The 17,209-nt window shown below is 38.9% G+C and carries 15 protein-coding genes; 6 read left to right on the forward strand and 9 right to left on the reverse strand.

Annotated elements, in window-relative coordinates:
- The first annotated feature begins 437 nt into the window (after positions 1 to 437).
- A complete protein-coding gene (locus tag ACAM22_RS06285; RefSeq protein WP_261050304.1) occupies positions 438 to 1,013 on the forward strand; it encodes a hypothetical protein in 576 nt (191 codons plus the stop codon).
- A 120-nt stretch (positions 1,014 to 1,133) separates the two neighbouring features.
- Here ACAM22_RS06285 and tuf read toward each other — a convergent pair whose 3' ends face one another.
- Positions 1,134 to 2,330 (reverse strand): elongation factor Tu, encoded by a 1,197-nt coding sequence (gene tuf, locus ACAM22_RS06290; protein ID WP_001040726.1) that lies wholly within the window; start codon positions 2,328 to 2,330, stop codon positions 1,134 to 1,136.
- Positions 2,331 to 2,535: 205 nt separating this feature from the next.
- Positions 2,536 to 3,645, reverse strand: a complete 1,110-nt coding sequence (locus ACAM22_RS06295; RefSeq protein WP_261050305.1) for an AI-2E family transporter — start codon at positions 3,643 to 3,645, stop codon at positions 2,536 to 2,538.
- Positions 3,646 to 3,747: 102 nt separating this feature from the next.
- On the opposite strand from ACAM22_RS06295, the gene pbp3 reads away from it, so the two are divergent.
- Complete coding sequence (gene pbp3, locus ACAM22_RS06300; protein WP_261050315.1) at positions 3,748 to 4,989, forward strand: D-alanyl-D-alanine carboxypeptidase PBP3; 1,242 nt, start codon at positions 3,748 to 3,750, stop codon at positions 4,987 to 4,989.
- Positions 4,990 to 5,136: 147 nt separating this feature from the next.
- On the opposite strand, the gene ACAM22_RS06305 is transcribed toward pbp3, so the two are convergent.
- The 5 genes from ACAM22_RS06305 to ACAM22_RS06325 form a co-directional block, all read right to left on the reverse strand.
- Positions 5,137 to 5,991, reverse strand: a complete 855-nt coding sequence (locus tag ACAM22_RS06305) for an NAD(P)H-hydrate dehydratase (RefSeq protein WP_261050317.1) — start codon at positions 5,989 to 5,991, stop codon at positions 5,137 to 5,139.
- A gap of 14 nt (positions 5,992 to 6,005) precedes the next feature.
- Complete coding sequence (locus ACAM22_RS06310) at positions 6,006 to 6,827, reverse strand: phosphate ABC transporter ATPase (RefSeq protein ID WP_261050320.1); 822 nt, start codon at positions 6,825 to 6,827, stop codon at positions 6,006 to 6,008.
- Between the two features lie 136 nt (positions 6,828 to 6,963).
- Positions 6,964 to 7,821, reverse strand: a complete 858-nt coding sequence (locus tag ACAM22_RS06315; RefSeq protein ID WP_369606521.1) for a bifunctional methylenetetrahydrofolate dehydrogenase/methenyltetrahydrofolate cyclohydrolase — start codon at positions 7,819 to 7,821, stop codon at positions 6,964 to 6,966.
- Positions 7,822 to 7,998: 177 nt separating this feature from the next.
- Positions 7,999 to 8,733 (reverse strand): amino acid ABC transporter ATP-binding protein, encoded by a 735-nt coding sequence (locus ACAM22_RS06320; protein ID WP_369606522.1) that lies wholly within the window; start codon positions 8,731 to 8,733, stop codon positions 7,999 to 8,001.
- Positions 8,733 to 9,416 (reverse strand): amino acid ABC transporter permease, encoded by a 684-nt coding sequence (locus ACAM22_RS06325; protein WP_001011642.1) that lies wholly within the window; start codon positions 9,414 to 9,416, stop codon positions 8,733 to 8,735. Before ACAM22_RS06325 ends, ACAM22_RS06320 begins: the two co-directional genes overlap by 1 nt.
- Positions 9,417 to 9,607: 191 nt before the next feature.
- Between ACAM22_RS06325 and ACAM22_RS06330 the strand changes: the two genes are divergently transcribed.
- The 4 genes from ACAM22_RS06330 to ACAM22_RS06345 all read left to right on the forward strand — a co-directional run bounded on the left by ACAM22_RS06330 (position 9,608) and on the right by ACAM22_RS06345 (position 13,267).
- Entirely contained in the window at positions 9,608 to 9,838 is a 231-nt protein-coding gene (locus ACAM22_RS06330; RefSeq protein WP_000443570.1) for a DUF1797 family protein, read from the forward strand.
- Positions 9,839 to 10,068: 230 nt separating this feature from the next.
- Positions 10,069 to 12,327: an AAA family ATPase gene (locus ACAM22_RS06335; protein ID WP_369606523.1), complete on the forward strand. Its 2,259-nt coding sequence runs from the start codon at positions 10,069 to 10,071 to the stop codon at positions 12,325 to 12,327.
- Between the two features lie 129 nt (positions 12,328 to 12,456).
- A complete protein-coding gene (locus ACAM22_RS06340) occupies positions 12,457 to 12,909 on the forward strand; it encodes an NUDIX hydrolase (protein ID WP_153196233.1) in 453 nt (150 codons plus the stop codon).
- A 58-nt stretch (positions 12,910 to 12,967) separates the two neighbouring features.
- A complete protein-coding gene (locus ACAM22_RS06345; RefSeq protein ID WP_369606524.1) occupies positions 12,968 to 13,267 on the forward strand; it encodes a DUF1827 family protein in 300 nt (99 codons plus the stop codon).
- Between the two features lie 177 nt (positions 13,268 to 13,444).
- On the opposite strand, the gene ezrA is transcribed toward ACAM22_RS06345, so the two are convergent.
- Together ezrA and gyrB are read right to left on the reverse strand one after the other, a co-directional pair.
- Positions 13,445 to 15,172, reverse strand: a complete 1,728-nt coding sequence (ezrA, locus tag ACAM22_RS06350) for a septation ring formation regulator EzrA (protein WP_369606525.1) — start codon at positions 15,170 to 15,172, stop codon at positions 13,445 to 13,447.
- Between the two features lie 81 nt (positions 15,173 to 15,253).
- Positions 15,254 to 17,200: a DNA topoisomerase (ATP-hydrolyzing) subunit B gene (gene gyrB, locus ACAM22_RS06355; protein ID WP_000134041.1), complete on the reverse strand. Its 1,947-nt coding sequence runs from the start codon at positions 17,198 to 17,200 to the stop codon at positions 15,254 to 15,256.
- Positions 17,201 to 17,209 lie beyond the last annotated feature (9 nt).

Raw genomic sequence — 17,209 nt, forward strand, 5'->3', positions numbered from 1 at the left:
ACTCTTATTTGAACGAGAGATTTTTCTTTTGCAAAATACAAAGTATTCATATCAGCCTTTTAAAGCTATATAAAAACTCTCCAACTATTCTATTATACCATATAAAAAAATAAATAAATAGACTTGTTTTTTTCTTTTTTTGACGTATACTAATAATAGAAAGCGCTTTAAATAAAATAAAAGGAGGTTTTATGAGGAAAGTAAATAAGGACATTTTATTCTTAACTGGAATCATAGTTTTATGTTTTGGTTTTTTATTATTTCACATCAACCCCTATTATGCCGAACCCTATGCGACACTGAAAGAAAGAATAAATTTATTCTTTTGGCAACTATATTGGAGACCTGTAGGAACTCTCAGTATTATTTCGGGTTGCATTATAACTTTCAAAGGATTGAAAAAATAATCTTTTACTCATGAAGAAAGGAAATTTGTTATGATTAAACTGAAACTATTGTTTTTCTCTCTACTATCAAGTCTATTATTCTTAGTCACAACATCTACGGTTTTTGCTGATGTCTATCCTGGTACAAATTATGAAATTGTATCTAATCGTATTGTAAAAGATATCAACACAGGAGAGTTATTGTCATTTTATACGACTGAACTTAGAGACGCCTATTTAGAGTCTAAATCTACGTATCAGACTCGTTCTAATGCAACTGGTGTTGCAGACTATAGAACTAAATACTCTCACTCTTACAAGAAAAGCACCACATCAGGTCCTGTAAGTTCAACTGCCTATGGTGGAAAAGCTGGAGCTACTCTGACTGTAGGTGCAGGTGTTAGCTTTTCTGCTCCGGAGTCTGGAGCTGGACTTAGTTTAAATCACTCAGTCTCCCATAACGTACCACCCTACACTTATGGTTATATTAGACTAAAAGCTACTTACACAGTAAACGTTCGTAAACTAGAAGTTAGATACTTAGGCACCAACAAATGGGTTCCAGCTGGTGAAACCTCCACTATATCGAATGTTAGTGTTTGGAGCGAACTAGTCACTTGGAAATAACTCATTAGATAGATCTGGACTTTACCAGGTCTATCTTTTTAAATCGAAAAAAGAACCTTGCAAAGCAAGATTCTTTTAGTGTCTGACTTAAATAATTGTTCTTCTGGGAACTAAATCGAATTAAGCTTCGATTTCTGTAACCATACCTGAACCAACAGTACGTCCACCCTCACGGATAGAGAATGTAGTACCTTGTTCTACGGCGATTGGGTGGATCAACTCAACGTCGATTGTCACGTTATCACCAGGCATTACCATTTCAGTACCTGCTGGAAGTTCGATTGAACCTGTAACGTCAGTAGTACGGAAGTAGAATTGTGGACGGTAGTTGTTGAAGAATGGAGTGTGACGTCCACCTTCTTCTTTAGTAAGGATGTAAACTTCACCTTTGAATTTAGTGTGTGGGTTGATTGAACCTGGTTTAGCGATAACTTGTCCACGTTCGATTTCGTCACGTTGAACACCACGAAGAAGGACACCTACGTTATCTCCGGCAAGACCTTCGTCAAGTTGTTTACGGAACATTTCAACACCAGTAACAACTGCTTTTTGAGTTTCTTCTTTGATACCAACGATTTCGATTTCGTCGTTGACTTTAACGATACCACGGTCGATACGTCCTGAAGCAACTGTACCACGTCCAGTGATTGAGAATACGTCTTCGACTGGAAGAAGCAATGGTTTGTCAGTGTCACGTTCTGGTTCTGGGATGTACTCATCAACTGTGTTCATCAATTCCATAACGATGTCTTCGTATTTAGTGTCACCTTCAAGAGCTTTAAGAGCTGAACCTTGGATAACTGGAAGATCGTCACCTGGGAAGTCGTATTCTGACAATAGGTCACGGATTTCCATTTCAACCAATTCAAGCAATTCTTCGTCGTCAACCAAGTCAACTTTGTTCATGAAGACGATAAGGTGTTTAACACCAACCTGACGTGAAAGAAGGATGTGCTCACGAGTTTGTGGCATTGGTCCGTCAGTTGAAGCTACTACAAGGATAGCTCCGTCCATTTGAGCGGCACCAGTGATCATGTTTTTAACGTAGTCCGCGTGTCCTGGAGCGTCGATGTGAGCGTAGTGACGTTTTTCAGTTTCGTACTCAACGTGCGCAGTGTTGATTGTGATACCGCGTTCGCGTTCTTCTGGAGCAGCATCGATAGACGCATAGTCTTTAGGTTGGTTAACTGATGAAGGCAAGCGACGTGCCAAAACAGTTGTGATAGCTGCAGTTAGGGTAGTTTTACCGTGGTCAACGTGTCCGATAGTACCAATGTTAACGTGTGGTTTACTACGATCGTATTTTTCTTTTGCCATTTGAGTAAAAGCCTCCAATAAAATATATTTTATAGATAGACAGTAGGCAATACAGTCTAACTTTCCTTACTATTTTATCAAATTTCAGCTAAATTGCAAGTGTTTTACAAAGTTTTTGTGAATTATTCTTAATCTACTAATCTAAACGACACTTCTGCTCCTATCACTTAGCTAAACAAAAAGAAAAATCAGGAATTCCTGACTTTTACTTAGCTAATTCTCTTTCTCGTTCTTTCATTATTTTATGATTTTCATACAAACGTGATAAGAACTTAGAAATTTCTTTTAAGATAGAATAAGTTGGTACAGCGACAATCATACCAATGACACCATAGATATTACTTGATAACAAAAGTAATACTAAAATCGTAATTGGGTGAACCTTCATCACACCACCAACGATTCGAGGGTAGAGGATATTTCCATCCACTTGTTGAATGATTAGCATGTAAACAACTGCAATCAGCATTCTATGAGGATCAGTAAAGACATTAGCGATAATCATTGGAATCAAGCCAATACTTGGTCCCACATAAGGAATGAGATTGGCTAATCCTGAAAAGATAGCGAAGACCAAAGCGTATTTCAAACCAATTACGCTATATCCGATAAAGGCCAAACAACCAATAATAATGGCATCAATGGCAACTCCACTAATATAGCGAGCGATTGTAGCATTCAAATTTTTTAGCAGACCTGTAATATGCAACTTATCTCGCTTTAAGACAGTACGCTCAAGCATCGGCAAGAACTTGTGACCATCTAACAAAAAATAAACCAAAAACACAGGGGTCATGATAATAATCAACACAGTACTAAAAAGAGCTGATAGGATACTTCCGACACTATTCGTCACACTATTTAGTATATTTTGTAAAATATCTACATAAGAAAGATTTAATTGTTGAATATTCGCTTGAATATCCAAATTTTGAAAGGCTGGATAAGTAGATAAATCCACAATCAAATCTTGTAAACGACTGTAGATAGTCTGGCTAGTCGCAATCAAGCTGGTCAACTGATTGACCAAAATCGGCAAGAGATAGACTACCCCAATAACTAGCCCCCAAACCAAGGCACACAAAGTTAGTAGAATACCAATGATACGATTAATTTTAAAGTACTTTTGTAAAAAATTTACAATAGGATTGGTCAAATAATATAAAAAACTACCTAGAAGAAAGGGAATCATTATGGTATTTGCGACACTTACAAAAGGCGTTATAATCCCACCCATCTGTCTCCATAAATAAAAGATGATGGTTAATAGTAAAATCTCACTGGTCCAAAAAAATAATTTATTCTTACGAAACATGGGGTACCTCCATTTATCTATTTTACCACACTTTCAAAAAAGCTTCTTTCTTCTATCATGAAACTGGGAATATTTTTTTCTTTATGATAGAATAAACTTACTATGAAAAAAATAATTTTAACTCTATTAAGCCTGTCCCTTATTGGCTCAGCATCTACTGTTGCTGCTCAAGATTTTAATATTGCTGCTAAACATGCCATTGCTGTTGAAGCAAATACTGGTAAAATTCTCTATGAGAAAGATGCGACTCAACCAGTCGAAATTGCTTCTATAACAAAACTACTTACCGTTTACCTGGTCTATGAAGCACTCGAAAATGGAAATATCACACTATCCACCCCAGTAGATATTTCTGATTATCCTTATCAATTGACGACAAATTCTCAAGCCAGTAATGTTCCTATGGAAGCTCGTAATTATACTGTCGAAGAGTTACTTGAAGCAACACTGGTATCGAGTGCCAACAGCGCCGCTATTGCCCTAGCTGAGAAAATTGCTGGCTCAGAAAAAAACTTCGTTGATATGATGCGAGCAAAACTCTTGGAATGGGGAATTCAGGATGCCACTGTTGTCAATACAACTGGTCTTAACAATGAGACTCTAGGGGAGAACATTTACCCAGGATCTAATAAAGATGATGAAAATAAGCTCAGTGCTTATGACGTTGCCATCGTTGCCCGTAACCTCATCAAAAAGTACCCACAAGTCTTAGAAATTACCAAAAAACCTTCTTCTACTTTTGCTGGAATGACAATCACTTCAACCAACTACATGTTAGAAGGCATGCCTGCTTATCGAGGTGGTTTTGATGGACTGAAAACAGGAACAACAGATAAGGCTGGAGAGTCTTTTGTTGGTACTACTGTCGAAAAAGGCATGAGGGTTATCACAGTTGTTTTAAATGCAGATCATCAAGACAATAATCCCTACGCTCGCTTTACAGCTACATCTTCACTAATGGATTATATTTCTTCTACATTTACACTTCGTAAAATCGTGCAAAAAGGCGATGCCTATCAAGATAGCAAAGTCCCTGTACAAGATGGAAAAGAAGATACGGTCACTGCAGTGGCCCCAGAGGATATCTATCTAATTGAACGTGGTGGGAATCAATCTTCCCAATCTATTCAATTTACACCTGATTCTAAAGCAATCCCCGCACCACTTGAAGCTGGAACAGTGGTTGGCCATTTGACTTACGAAGACAAGGATTTGATTGGTCAAGGTTACATTACCACAGAACGTCCTAGTTTCGAAATGGTAGCAGAAAAGAAAGTTGAAAAAGCCTTCTTCTTAAAAGTTTGGTGGAATCAGTTTATCCGATTTATCAACGAGAAATTATAAAACATACTGAGCAAAAGATTGCTCCAAAATAGAGACAGAGCAAAAAGGCTTTAAAGTCAAAAACGCATAGTATCAGGTATTAAAAAAACTTGATATTATGCGTTTTATTGTGGTAAGATTTACTTCGTTTTCTCCTAAAATTGAATTTTATCCCATTCTTTTTTGAGATATTTTATTCATTACTTTAGGAAGACAATTACTAATCTCCGTTGGCAAGACCACATAATGTTCTTGAGATAGTTCTTGGGCTATGGCTGAATGAAGATGGGTTGCTACTGTCACACGTTCGTAGAGACTGGCCTGTCGAAATTGGCCTGCAAATCCTGCAATCATTCCAGCCAGTGTATCTCCCATACCACCAGTCGCCTGATAGGGACCACCAACCTGTAACTGGTAATAATCAGACTGGCCAACTTGCCAAATACGAGTAGCTGAACTTTTCTCCACCAAAATTGTTCCTTGAGGAAAGGAAGTCAGGGTACTAGCCGTTGCAGCTTCCTTTTGCTGTTCAATCGTAATTCCAGACAATTTTTCCCATTCTTTTTGGTGGGGAGTTAGGATAATCTGGCTCGACGGAAATGACAACTTGGTCTTAGCAAGAATGGTCAAGGCTCCTCCATCCACAATCAAAATCTGATTCTTTTTTAAGCTAGCAAAGACCTGTTTTACTAGACTTTCTCCAAAAGCATCGTCTCGTAAACCAGGCCCGAGCAAGACAACTTCTGCCTTCTCCAACTGCTCTTTTAACAGTTGTTGGTCTTGAAGAGAAAAGGCCATAGCCTCAGGTAAATGACTGTGCAAAGCTGGGATATTTTCCCTATCTGTTCCAACGGTCACCAAACCAGCTCCACTTTTAACAGCTGCCAAAGCAGCCATGATGATAGCACCACCATAAGGATAAGTCCCACCCAGTAACAGCAAACGACCATAGTTTCCTTTATGACTTGTACGAGAACGTTCAATAATGACTTTTTCTAGTAAGGTTTGATCAATCACTTTCATCGTTTTTTCCTCAACTATCCTTTATCTGATTGTTTTAAGACAATCCGATACACTTTTTTATTCCACTCTTCCAAACCTTCTCCATCATGGTCAAGATAATACACCCTATCTAGTAATTGACTTGGAATAATATTTTCAAATTGGCTCTTATTATGAGTTGGAATAATGCAAATATACAACTCACTAAATAAATTCAACATGTCCTTAATTTTTGCAACATGGTAGCCATCAAAAATATAACCAGTAAGTTTAATCAAATCTGTATAGATAAAATGAAAGCTCACTCCAGGAATAAACTTGTCTTGTAATTCTTTCTCTGAAGGAGCTCGACCTAATAAACGCTCCATCGCTAATCGATAACCAGAACTTGTATTTGACCACCCTAACATGACATAGTCAAAATAATCTATCGGATCCGATGCAGCATTTCGACTATCCAAAACCAACTCCTCAGCATCTCGCCCAAAGGCTTTCACAGCAGATAAGAGCTGACCTGTTTTAAAGATAGAAATCGCTGCATCTATAGTCGTAGTATGACTACAGTAGTCTGAAGTCACTAACCTCTTATGTAGATCATAAGTCGAGGCTACTCTTTTATCTGTAGGGGTAAATGGTGGCAGAAAGGGATGCTGAAAGATGTAATCTAAAATCTCTTTTTTTAAACAAGAATCAGCACACTCAATACTTGTTTGACGTTTATGAAGTTTTTCGTAAGCTATAAATTTAGCAATTTTTTCTAATTCCCATTCTTGAATATTTGGATAATCAATTAGTGCTAAGTAGTATATTCCATCCCATTGTAAACTATATTCCCCATTATAAATTTTTAAAATCATCTAATCACCTCACTCCATTATACAACAAAAAGGAGGCGCAGACCTCCTTTTGTAATCTTATATCTAAAATTTAATACTCATTTCTGCCATTTCAGATATAGCTATAGAAAATACACTCTCTTCAGCGATTTTTCTCTTATTTTCTATCCAATGTCCGGAGTGCTGCTTGATAAGTTTGCTCCATCAGCATAGTAATGGTCATAGGACCGACACCTCCAGGTACTGGCGTGATGTGGCTAGCAAGTGGTGCAACTGCCTCATAATCCACATCCCCACAGAGCTTGCCATTTTCATCTCGGTTCATCCCAACGTCAATAACAACTGCTCCACGTTTGACAAAGTCAGCAGTCACAAACTTGGCACGACCGATTGCAACAACCAGAATATCTGCTTTAGCAGCCACCTTGGCAAGATTATGAGTCCGTGAATGAGTCAAGGTTACCGTCGCATTCTTTGCCAAAAGAAGTTGGGCCATAGGTTTTCCAACTATATTGGAACGACCGATGACGACCGCATTTTTACCTTCCAAGTCAATACCATATTCATGAAACATTTCCATAATTCCTGCAGGTGTCGAAGGAATCATGACTGGATGACCTGACCAAAGACGCCCCATGTTTAGCGGATGAAAACCATCCACATCCTTTTCTGGGTCAATGGCTAATAAAACCGCCTCTTCATCGATATGTTTTGGTAAAGGCAACTGAACCAAAATCCCATGCCAAACTGGATCTTGATTATATTTGGCAATCAAGTCTAACAATTCCTCTTGACTAATTGTCTCTGGAACTCGCACTACTTTGCTACGAAAACCAGCCGCAAGAGCTGACCTCTCCTTGTTGCGAACGTAGACTTGGCTGGCTGGATTGTCCCCAACCAAAATCACTACCAAACCAGGCACTAGACCTGTTTCTTCCTTTAATTTTGCAGTCTTTTCAGCCAACTGCCCCTGCAATTTGGCCGCTAAAGCTTTCCCATCAATAATCTGTGTCATATCACTTCTCTTTTCTTTCAAATATCTTCCATTATACCAAAAACTGCTAATCCCCTCTAACACTTCTTTCCTAGGAAAGCCTATAGTTGCAAACTATAAGAAAAAGCTCTAATCGAGCTTTTCCCTAATCTATATTTTATATATGAAGTTGACTGCGAACAGCTCCACAAAGCTAACTTATAAAACCTTACTCAAGAAGTCCTTAGTCCGCTGTTCTTGGGTTTGTTCAAAAATCTGTTCTGGTGTTCCGTCTTCAACAACCACACCGTCTGCCATAAAGATGACACGGTCTGCCACCTCACGGGCAAATCCCATCTCATGTGTTACGATAACCATAGTCATTCCTGACTTGGCTAGGTCTTGCATAACAGCAAGTACCTCACCTACCATTTCAGGGTCCAGGGCTGAAGTCGGCTCGTCAAAGAGTAAAACATCTGGTTCCATTGCCAAACCACGCGCAATGGCAATCCGCTGTTGCTGGCCACCTGACAAACTCTGTGGATAAGCAGTTGCCTTATCTGGTAAACCAACTTTTTCCAAAAGTTCCTGAGCTCTCTTCTCAGCAACTTCCTTACTTTCACCTTTGGTCTTGATAGGAGACAAGGTGATATTTTCCATAACAGTCATATTAGGAAAGAGATTAAATTGTTGAAAAACCATGCCCATCTTCTCACGCATGGCAAAGAGGTCATTCTTCTTGTCCGTAATATCGACCCCCTCAAAGATAACCTTCCCCTTGGTCGCTTCTTCCAATAAATTCATAGAGCGAAGCAAGGTAGATTTCCCGCTCCCTGAAGGACCGATGATAACGACAACTTCTCCTCTTTTAATCTCGAGGTTGATGCCCTTCAATACTTTATTCTTTCCAAAGGATTTATGTAAATTTTCAATTTTTATCAAGGTTTCTGTCATTATTTCTTATCTCCTTGTCCCATACGTTTTTCAAAAGCTTTCAAGGCTACTGTCAAAATAGAAGTCATAATCAAGTAATAAAAGGCTGCAAATAAAAGTGGTGTTAAAGGTAGATAGGTTGTTGTAGAAACTGTTGTAGCCCCGTTCCACAACTCCATAACACCAATAGCTGATAAAAGGGAACTATCCTTGATAATAGTGATAAATTCGTTCCCCAAGGCTGGCAAGATATTTTTGATTGCTTGTGGCAAAATTACATATCGCATCGCATTTTTAGGACGAATCCCTAAAGAATAAGCCGCTTCTAGCTGACCTTTTGGAACCGCATTGATTCCGGCACGCACAGTCTCAGAAACATAGGCACCACTGTTCATAGAAATAATCAAAATCCCTGGAATCAGACGAGAAAGATCAACACCCAAAATCCCAACCTGAATAGTCGGAGCATTGATATGCATAAGGGCAAAGGCAATCATAATCTGAACCATCATCGGTGTCCCACGGAAAATCCAAACGTACAAGTTGGCGAGCCAAACAAGCGGTTTAAACTTTGAACGTTGCCCAAAAGCCAAGACAACACCCAAAATAGTTCCCAAAAAGACAACACAGATAGAAATGAGAACCGTCACAACAGCCCCATAGTTAAAATAAGGTAAATACTTAGGTAAAAAAGAAAAATTCATAGTCACACTGCTTTCTAAAATAGAATACTGTATGATTATAACATGTATTGAATTAAAATTCAAACTTTTTATCCGATTTATTCAAAAAAAACTTTCAGCTGCTAGAATTAGCGAGAAATCTTAGTTTTTTCTAGTCAAGTTGGCCTCCTTTATGGTAAAATAGTAACGATAAGAAATGAAGGAGAATCAAAATGGAATCACATTTGGTTAGAATCATCAACCGCCTTGAAGCAATGGCAAAAGACGGCGGAAATTTAAAACGTAATTTTGAACGCGAAGGAGTTGTTGTTGCAGAAGTTGCATACAGCCACGACGAAGAAAACGGCTCAATCTTTACCCTGCGTGATGTCGAAGCTCGCGAAACTTATACGTTTGACAGCATTGACTTGATTGCAATGGAGATTTACGAACTCCTTTACTAATACAAAACAAGCTGGGATTACACCCTGCATGTCTAACCAAAATCCTTTTTGTCTCACAAATAGGATTTTTTTATAGTCCAAATCCACGAAGATTTTCATTGTAACAACTTCTCAAAGCTTCAATCTTTTTACTTGCTTTACACCCCAATCCTGTTATAATGAGAGTATAGAAATTTGACTATTTTTGACCTTTAGATAGGTCCAGCTAAAGAAAGAAATGAGGTAGATGTATGCTTTGTCAAAACTGTAAAATCAACGACTCAACAATTCATCTTTATACCAATCTCAATGGAAAACAAAAGCAAATTGACCTCTGTCAAAACTGCTACAAGATTATCAAAACAGATCCTAACAATAGCCTCTTTAAAGGTATGACAGATTTGAATAATCGTGACTTTGATCCTTTTGGTGATTTCTTCAATGACTTAAACCATTTTAGACCTTCTAACAACACTCCTCCTACTCCCCCAACCCAATCAGGTGGAGGTTACGGTGGTAACGGCGGTTATGGTTCCCAAAATCGTGGACCTGCTCAAACTCCACCACCAAGCCAAGAAAAAGGCCTGCTGGAAGAATTTGGTATTAATGTAACTGAGATTGCTCGTCGTGGCGATATCGACCCCGTTATTGGACGAGATGATGAGATTATCCGTGTCATCGAAATTCTCAATCGTAGAACTAAGAATAATCCTGTTCTTATCGGTGAACCAGGTGTCGGAAAAACGGCCGTTGTCGAAGGTCTAGCTCAAAAAATCGTTGATGGCGATGTTCCCCATAAACTCCAAGGTAAACAAGTTATCCGTCTGGATGTGGTTAGCCTGGTTCAAGGAACAGGTATCCGAGGACAATTTGAAGAACGCATGCAAAAGCTCATGGAAGAAATTCGCAAACGTGAGGATATTATCCTCTTTATCGATGAAATCCATGAAATTGTCGGTGCAGGTTCTGCAGGCGATGGCAATATGGATGCTGGAAATATCCTCAAGCCCGCCCTTGCTCGTGGCGAACTGCAACTGGTCGGTGCTACTACCCTCAATGAATACCGTATCATTGAAAAGGATGCTGCCCTAGAACGTCGTATGCAGCCTGTTAAGGTTGATGAACCAACGGTAGAGGAAACGATTATTATCCTCAAAGGAATTCAAAAGAAATACGAAGACTACCACCACGTTCAATATACCGATGCTGCAATTGAAGCAGCAGCAACTCTTTCCAATCGTTACATCCAAGATCGCTTCTTACCTGACAAGGCCATTGACCTCCTAGATGAAGCTGGTTCTAAGATGAATTTGATCTTGAATTTTGTCGATCCTAAAGTCATTGATCAACGCTTGATTGAGGCTGAAAATCTCAAATCTCAAGCTACACGGGAGGAAGATTTTGAGAAGGCCGCCTATTTCCGCGACCAGATTGCCAAGTATAAGGAAATGCAAAAGAAAAAGGTCACAGACCAGGATACTCCTATCATCAGCGAGAAAACCATTGAGTACATTATCGAGCAGAAAACCAATATCCCTGTTGGTGATTTAAAAGAGAAAGAACAATCTCAACTCATCCATTTAGCCGAAGATCTTAAGTCTCATGTTATTGGTCAAGATGATGCAGTCGATAAGATTGCCAAGGCTATTCGCCGTAATCGTGTTGGACTTGGTACGCCTAACCGTCCAATTGGAAGCTTCCTCTTTGTCGGGCCAACGGGTGTCGGTAAGACAGAACTTTCCAAACAACTAGCTATCGAACTTTTTGGTTCTGCTGATAGCATGATTCGCTTTGATATGAGTGAATATATGGAGAAACACAGCGTGGCTAAGTTGGTCGGTGCCCCTCCAGGTTATGTTGGCTATGACGAGGCTGGTCAGTTAACGGAAAAAGTTCGCCGCAATCCATATTCTCTCATCCTTCTCGATGAAGTAGAAAAAGCTCACCCTGATGTTATGCACATGTTCCTTCAAGTCTTGGACGATGGCCGTTTAACGGATGGTCAAGGTCGAACTGTTAGCTTTAAGGACGCCATCATTATCATGACCTCAAATGCAGGTACAGGTAAGGCTGAAGCAAGCGTTGGATTTGGTGCTGCTAGAGAAGGACGGACAAACTCCGTCCTCGGTGAACTCGGTAACTTCTTTAGCCCAGAGTTTATGAACCGTTTTGATGGTATTATCGAATTTAAGGCTCTCAGCAAGGACAACCTCCTTCAGATTGTCGAGCTTATGCTAGCAGATGTTAACAAGCGCCTCTCTAGCAACAACATTCATTTAGATGTAACAGACAAGGTCAAGGAAAAATTAGTTGACCTCGGTTATGATCCAAAAATGGGAGCACGCCCACTTCGCCGCACTATTCAAGACTATATTGAAGACGCAATCACTGACTACTACCTTGAAAATCCAAGTGAAAAAGATCTCAAGGCAGTTATGACCAGCAAGGGAAACATTCAAATTAAGTCTGCCAAAAAAGCTGAAGTTAAAACTTCTGAAAAAGAAGTATAAATCCTATAGAAAAGGAGTAGAAAATGAAAATTTTCTGCTCCTTTTTACTAAAATAACTATAAGTTCTTGACAGCTCGGCCTTTGTCCATTATGATAATAATAAAGATACTAGATAATGAGGAAAATGCAATGGCAAACCCAACTTTTGGAGAAAAAAAAGAGAATGTAACCTACCAGAACCGTTATGGCGTATATGCAGTTATCCCTGACGCTGAGCAAAAACAAATTGTTCTTGTTCAAGCACCTAATGGCGCTTGGTTCTTACCAGGTGGTGAAATTGAAGTAGGTGAAAACCATCAAGAAGCCCTAAGGCGTGAATTGATTGAAGAGCTTGGCTTCACAGCTGAAATTGGTACCTATTACGGACAAGCTGACGAATATTTCTACTCTCGTCATCGTGACACCTACTACTACAATCCTGCCTACCTCTATGAAGCGACTTCTTTCAAAGAGGTACAAAAACCACTAGAGGACTTTAATCATATTGCCTGGTTCCCTATTGACGAGGCTATTGAAAACCTCAAACGTGGTAGTCATAAATGGGCAATCCAATCTTGGAAAAAACAGCATAAGATTGACTAAATCAAGCTACTTTATTCAAAAAGTGCTATAATAGAATTAGAAAATTGGAGGAAATATTATGAAGCTTATCAATACGACAAACTCACACTCGCAACTTGTAAAAAGCCAGCTAGAAAGTACTGATGCAACCCTTGTTGAGGTTTATTCTGCAGGGAATACCGATGTTATTTTTACCCAAGCTCCGCTTCACTATGAAATCCTCATCTCAAACAAACACCGCGCTATTCGCGAGTCTGAAATTGAAGCCATTCAAAACTTTTTCTTGAGACGTAAAATTAATAAGGACTCTATTGATGAAGCCAATATCAAGACACTCTACTCAGAGAAATTAATTGGAATTTCGATTCCAACCAAATAAAAAATTGGAGATGATTTAAAAAGCAAAATAAACCTAATTTTGTTTCACAAGGTTCAAAAAGCTTTTTAATCTCTCCAATTTTTTATCTTAAAATCCTATCATACACGATTTTATAGGTAATTAATAAATAAAAAAGATTTGATTCTGCTTCTCACACAATCAAATCTTTTTCTGTTATTAAAAACGAATCGTTTCACGTGTTTTCTCATATGAGCTAACAAAGCGGTTAGTTACACCAGGCTCTGCCACTTCCAATGCTTGAGAAATCTTGTCAAATGAAGCGTGATAATCAAATTCTTTTTCAAAAATATCTAAAGCTTCGTTAAATGCTTCTTGGATACGTTCATCAAATGAGCGATAGCGGTTAGAATATTGCAAGAGTTGCTCTGTCAAGGTTGCATACTGTACAATATTATAAGTTTCCGCCTCAAGCTCCTCCATATCCTTCGTTGCAATTTCAAGAATACGATTAACTGATTCTATATTGACTAAGTTTTGTTCTAATTCAGCCATGAGATCTTCCGTATTATTACTTGCTGTAAAGAATAACTTCAAGAAACTTTGTGGAATACCAGGTAGGTTCCGTTTTTCCATATATCTCTTGATTGTATGGAGACGATTAACATATACATTTGCTTTTTGACGTGCATTGATATCATCTTTCTCAACTCGTGCAAGACGCTCACTAACTGCAATTTGTTCATCTTCAATCTTTTTAAGATTTTCCTGCAGAGATTCAAGTTTTTCTTCAAGAATTGAATATGCTTGAGTTGCTTCATCCTGATCCGAAATCGCTTCAATAATAGCAGTCTCAAAGCTTTCTAATTCGGACTGTAAACGGCGAACATGACTTGCATCTGATTCAGAAAGTAAATAGTTTTTACTCAAACGCTCAATGTCTTCTATCAATAAAGCATTATTTTCCTTCATGTGTTGAAGATAAGTAGGAAGTGTTGCTACTAAACCTTCTACTACTTTCTGTGCCGCAATTTCTCTTGTAAAGATATCATAAAGTGCATTAATCTCTTCTTGGATTTGAGTATTTTCGTACTCTGCATTATCCAATTCTAGTTTCGCAATATTCTCATGATTTTTCTTGAGAGCTTCATAAAGCAGTTGGAAACGCGCTTCAATATCTGTCTCAGCAAAATAATAGTTGGCATCTAAAAGCTTACGGTAGCCATCTTCTAAATCTTCCAGTTGATCAGGTAGATCTTTAGATAATGTTGCTACAATTGCTGGGATACGATCAACAATATGTGTCAAAGCCAAGATATGATTTTCAGCATTATCCAAAATCACAGCAGCTTCTACTGGGTCACCAGACGAATTTAAAGTTACAAACTGAGAAAACTCTGATTGGATATTTTCCAATTGTTTTTCGATTTCAGACAAACCTTGTCCATATTCTTCAGAATGATCAGCAACTCGGTGTTGCAACTCTTCAAACAAGTCCAAGGTATGAAGAACACGTCCACTATTTTTAGACTCTTGTTTCTCCAAATCTGCCAAGGCGTTGCGAATTGCCGCAATATCTTCTTCAATCAAGGTAATTTGGCTCTCAATTTGATCAATTTGATGACTGGCTTTGAAAAAACGGAATGAGTTGTTATAGCCTTCTGCCTCGAAAAGATTATTTTCGATATCTGCAAAAGAGTTAAGAGATAGGTCAACCCATTTTTGGTTCCATTCACGGAAAGTCACCTGACTTTGTCCAATCAAGTGCATATTTTTTACAGCTTCAACTTCATCATTAACCGGAAGATTATAAAGCTCTTCTTTTTTCTCTTCTAAAATTGCTAATTTACTTTCATTGCGCTTCCTTACATAGATTGCGATAGCATAGGCAATGACCAATAAAACTGCAACTGCAATTATTAAATAAATTACTAGGCTAGCAGACATATTAAACTCCTTTTTTACTTGAAACAATCGTAACGATTATATCATATTTTTTAGACCAAGGGAACTACTTCTCCCTATTTTTTAGACATCAAGTGTACTATAGACGGCATTTTCTTCGATAAACTCACGACGAGGCTCTACTCGATCCCCCATCAACATATCAAAGATTTTATCTGCCTCTGCAGCATCATCCACAGAAACTCTAGCCATCAAGCGATGTTCAGGATCCATGGTTGTTTCCCATAACTGATGGTCGTCCATTTCACCTAGACCCTTATAACGCTGAATAGTCGGTTTGGTACGACCTTCACTATAACGGGCCAAGGCTTCTTGGAGTTTGATTTCTTGATCTGCTCCTGGCTGGATATATTCTTTAATCTCGCTTCCAACCTTGACACCATAGATTGGTGGTTGGGCGATATAAACATAACCAGCTTCTAGAATTGGTTTCATATAACGATAAATCAAGGTTAAAAGAAGGGTACGAATGTGAGCACCATCGACATCAGCATCGGTCATCAAAACGAGTTTTTGGTAACGAGCTTTTGAAACATCAAATTCTGCACCGAATCCTGTTCCCATCGCTGTGAAAAGACTACGAATTTCTTCGTTGGCTAGAATTTTATCCATACTTGCCTTTTCAACGTTCAAAATCTTACCGCGAATCGGAAGGATTGCCTGAAATTCACGGTTACGACCAGATTTGGCTGATCCACCAGCTGAGTCTCCTTCGACGATGAAGAGTTCTGTTTCAGCAGGATTGTTAGAAGAACAGTCTGCTAGTTTCCCTGGAAGGTTGGAAATTTCCAAACCAGATTTTTTACGAGTAACTTCACGCGCACGCTTGGCAGCCACACGAGCCTTGGCAGCCAAAATTCCTTTTTCCACGATACGTTTGGCAATCTGTGGATTTTCCATAAGAAAATCAGAGAAGGCATCACTGAAGAGGCGATTGGTAATCTTGACCACTTCGCTATTCCCCAGTTTGGTCTTAGTTTGTCCTTCAAACTGTGGATTTGGGTGTTTAACTGAGATAACTGCAGTTAAGCCTTCGCGAACATCTTCCCCTGTTAGGTTGTCCTCATTGTCTTTCAGTAACTTATTTTTACGAGCATAATCGTTGATAACACGTGTCAAGGCTGTACGGAAACCTTGTTCATGCGTTCCACCTTCATGTGTATGAATATTATTGGCGAAACTCATGACATTTTCATGGTAACCAGTTGTGTACTGCATGGCTACCTCAACTGTGATATCATCCATCTCACCGTCTGTATAGATTGGTGTATCAAAGATTACATCCTTGTTCTCGTTGATATATTCAACATAACTAGCAATCCCACCTTCATAGTGGTAATGCTTGGTTTGTTCCAAACCTTCACGCTTATCTGTGATTGAAATTTGAAGACCACGATTTAGAAAGGCCAACTCTTGAATTCGTTTATTTAATTTATCAAAATCAAAGGTTGTTGTTTCAGTAAAGATTTCTGGGTCTGGTGTAAAATGAACCGTTGTTCCAGTTTTATCCGTATCTCCAACCACCTCAAGATCAGCAACAACATGACCACGACGGTATTCTTGGTAATGAATCTTACCGTTTTTGTGGACATGAACATCTAGTTGAGTGGAAAGGGCGTTAACAACTGAGGACCCCACTCCGTGAAGACCACCTGAAACCTTGTATCCGCCACCGCCAAACTTTCCTCCAGCATGAAGGACAGTAAAGACAGTCTCAACGGCAGGTCGACCTGTTTTTTCCTGAATATCGACTGGGATACCACGCCCATCATCGACAACAGTAATCGAATCATCTGGTTCAATAAAAACTTGAATATGGCTGGCAAATCCTGCCAAGGCCTCATCGATTGAGTTATCAACGATTTCCCAGACTAGATGGTGAAGACCTTCTTTTGAGGTTGACCCGATATACATCCCTGGACGCATACGAACAGCCTCTAAGCCCTCTAAAACTTGAATTTGACTGGCATCATAATCTTGTGCCTGCAGATTTTTGATTTCTTCTGTCATCTTATTCCT

This window comes from Streptococcus sp. SN-1, assembly GCF_041154385.1.
GTDB lineage: Bacteria > Bacillota > Bacilli > Lactobacillales > Streptococcaceae > Streptococcus > Streptococcus mitis_CT.

Excerpts from the sequence above, each read along its gene's own strand:
- ACAM22_RS06285 (WP_261050304.1), top strand. The coding sequence starts at position 438 with ATGATTAAACTGAAACTATTGTTTTTCTCTCTACTATCAAGTCTATTA.
- tuf (WP_001040726.1), bottom strand. The coding sequence starts at position 2,330 with ATGGCAAAAGAAAAATACGATCGTAGTAAACCACACGTTAACATTGGT.
- ACAM22_RS06295 (WP_261050305.1), bottom strand. The coding sequence starts at position 3,645 with ATGTTTCGTAAGAATAAATTATTTTTTTGGACCAGTGAGATTTTACTA.
- pbp3 (WP_261050315.1), top strand. The coding sequence starts at position 3,748 with ATGAAAAAAATAATTTTAACTCTATTAAGCCTGTCCCTTATTGGCTCA.
- ACAM22_RS06305 (WP_261050317.1), bottom strand. The coding sequence starts at position 5,991 with ATGAAAGTGATTGATCAAACCTTACTAGAAAAAGTCATTATTGAACGT.
- ACAM22_RS06310 (WP_261050320.1), bottom strand. The coding sequence starts at position 6,827 with ATGATTTTAAAAATTTATAATGGGGAATATAGTTTACAATGGGATGGA.
- ACAM22_RS06315 (WP_369606521.1), bottom strand. The coding sequence starts at position 7,821 with ATGACACAGATTATTGATGGGAAAGCTTTAGCGGCCAAATTGCAGGGG.
- ACAM22_RS06320 (WP_369606522.1), bottom strand. The coding sequence starts at position 8,733 with ATGACAGAAACCTTGATAAAAATTGAAAATTTACATAAATCCTTTGGA.
- ACAM22_RS06325 (WP_001011642.1), bottom strand. The coding sequence starts at position 9,416 with ATGAATTTTTCTTTTTTACCTAAGTATTTACCTTATTTTAACTATGGG.
- ACAM22_RS06330 (WP_000443570.1), top strand. The coding sequence starts at position 9,608 with ATGGAATCACATTTGGTTAGAATCATCAACCGCCTTGAAGCAATGGCA.
- ACAM22_RS06335 (WP_369606523.1), top strand. The coding sequence starts at position 10,069 with ATGCTTTGTCAAAACTGTAAAATCAACGACTCAACAATTCATCTTTAT.
- ACAM22_RS06340 (WP_153196233.1), top strand. The coding sequence starts at position 12,457 with ATGGCAAACCCAACTTTTGGAGAAAAAAAAGAGAATGTAACCTACCAG.
- ACAM22_RS06345 (WP_369606524.1), top strand. The coding sequence starts at position 12,968 with ATGAAGCTTATCAATACGACAAACTCACACTCGCAACTTGTAAAAAGC.
- ezrA (WP_369606525.1), bottom strand. The coding sequence starts at position 15,172 with ATGTCTGCTAGCCTAGTAATTTATTTAATAATTGCAGTTGCAGTTTTA.
- gyrB (WP_000134041.1), bottom strand. The coding sequence starts at position 17,200 with ATGACAGAAGAAATCAAAAATCTGCAGGCACAAGATTATGATGCCAGT.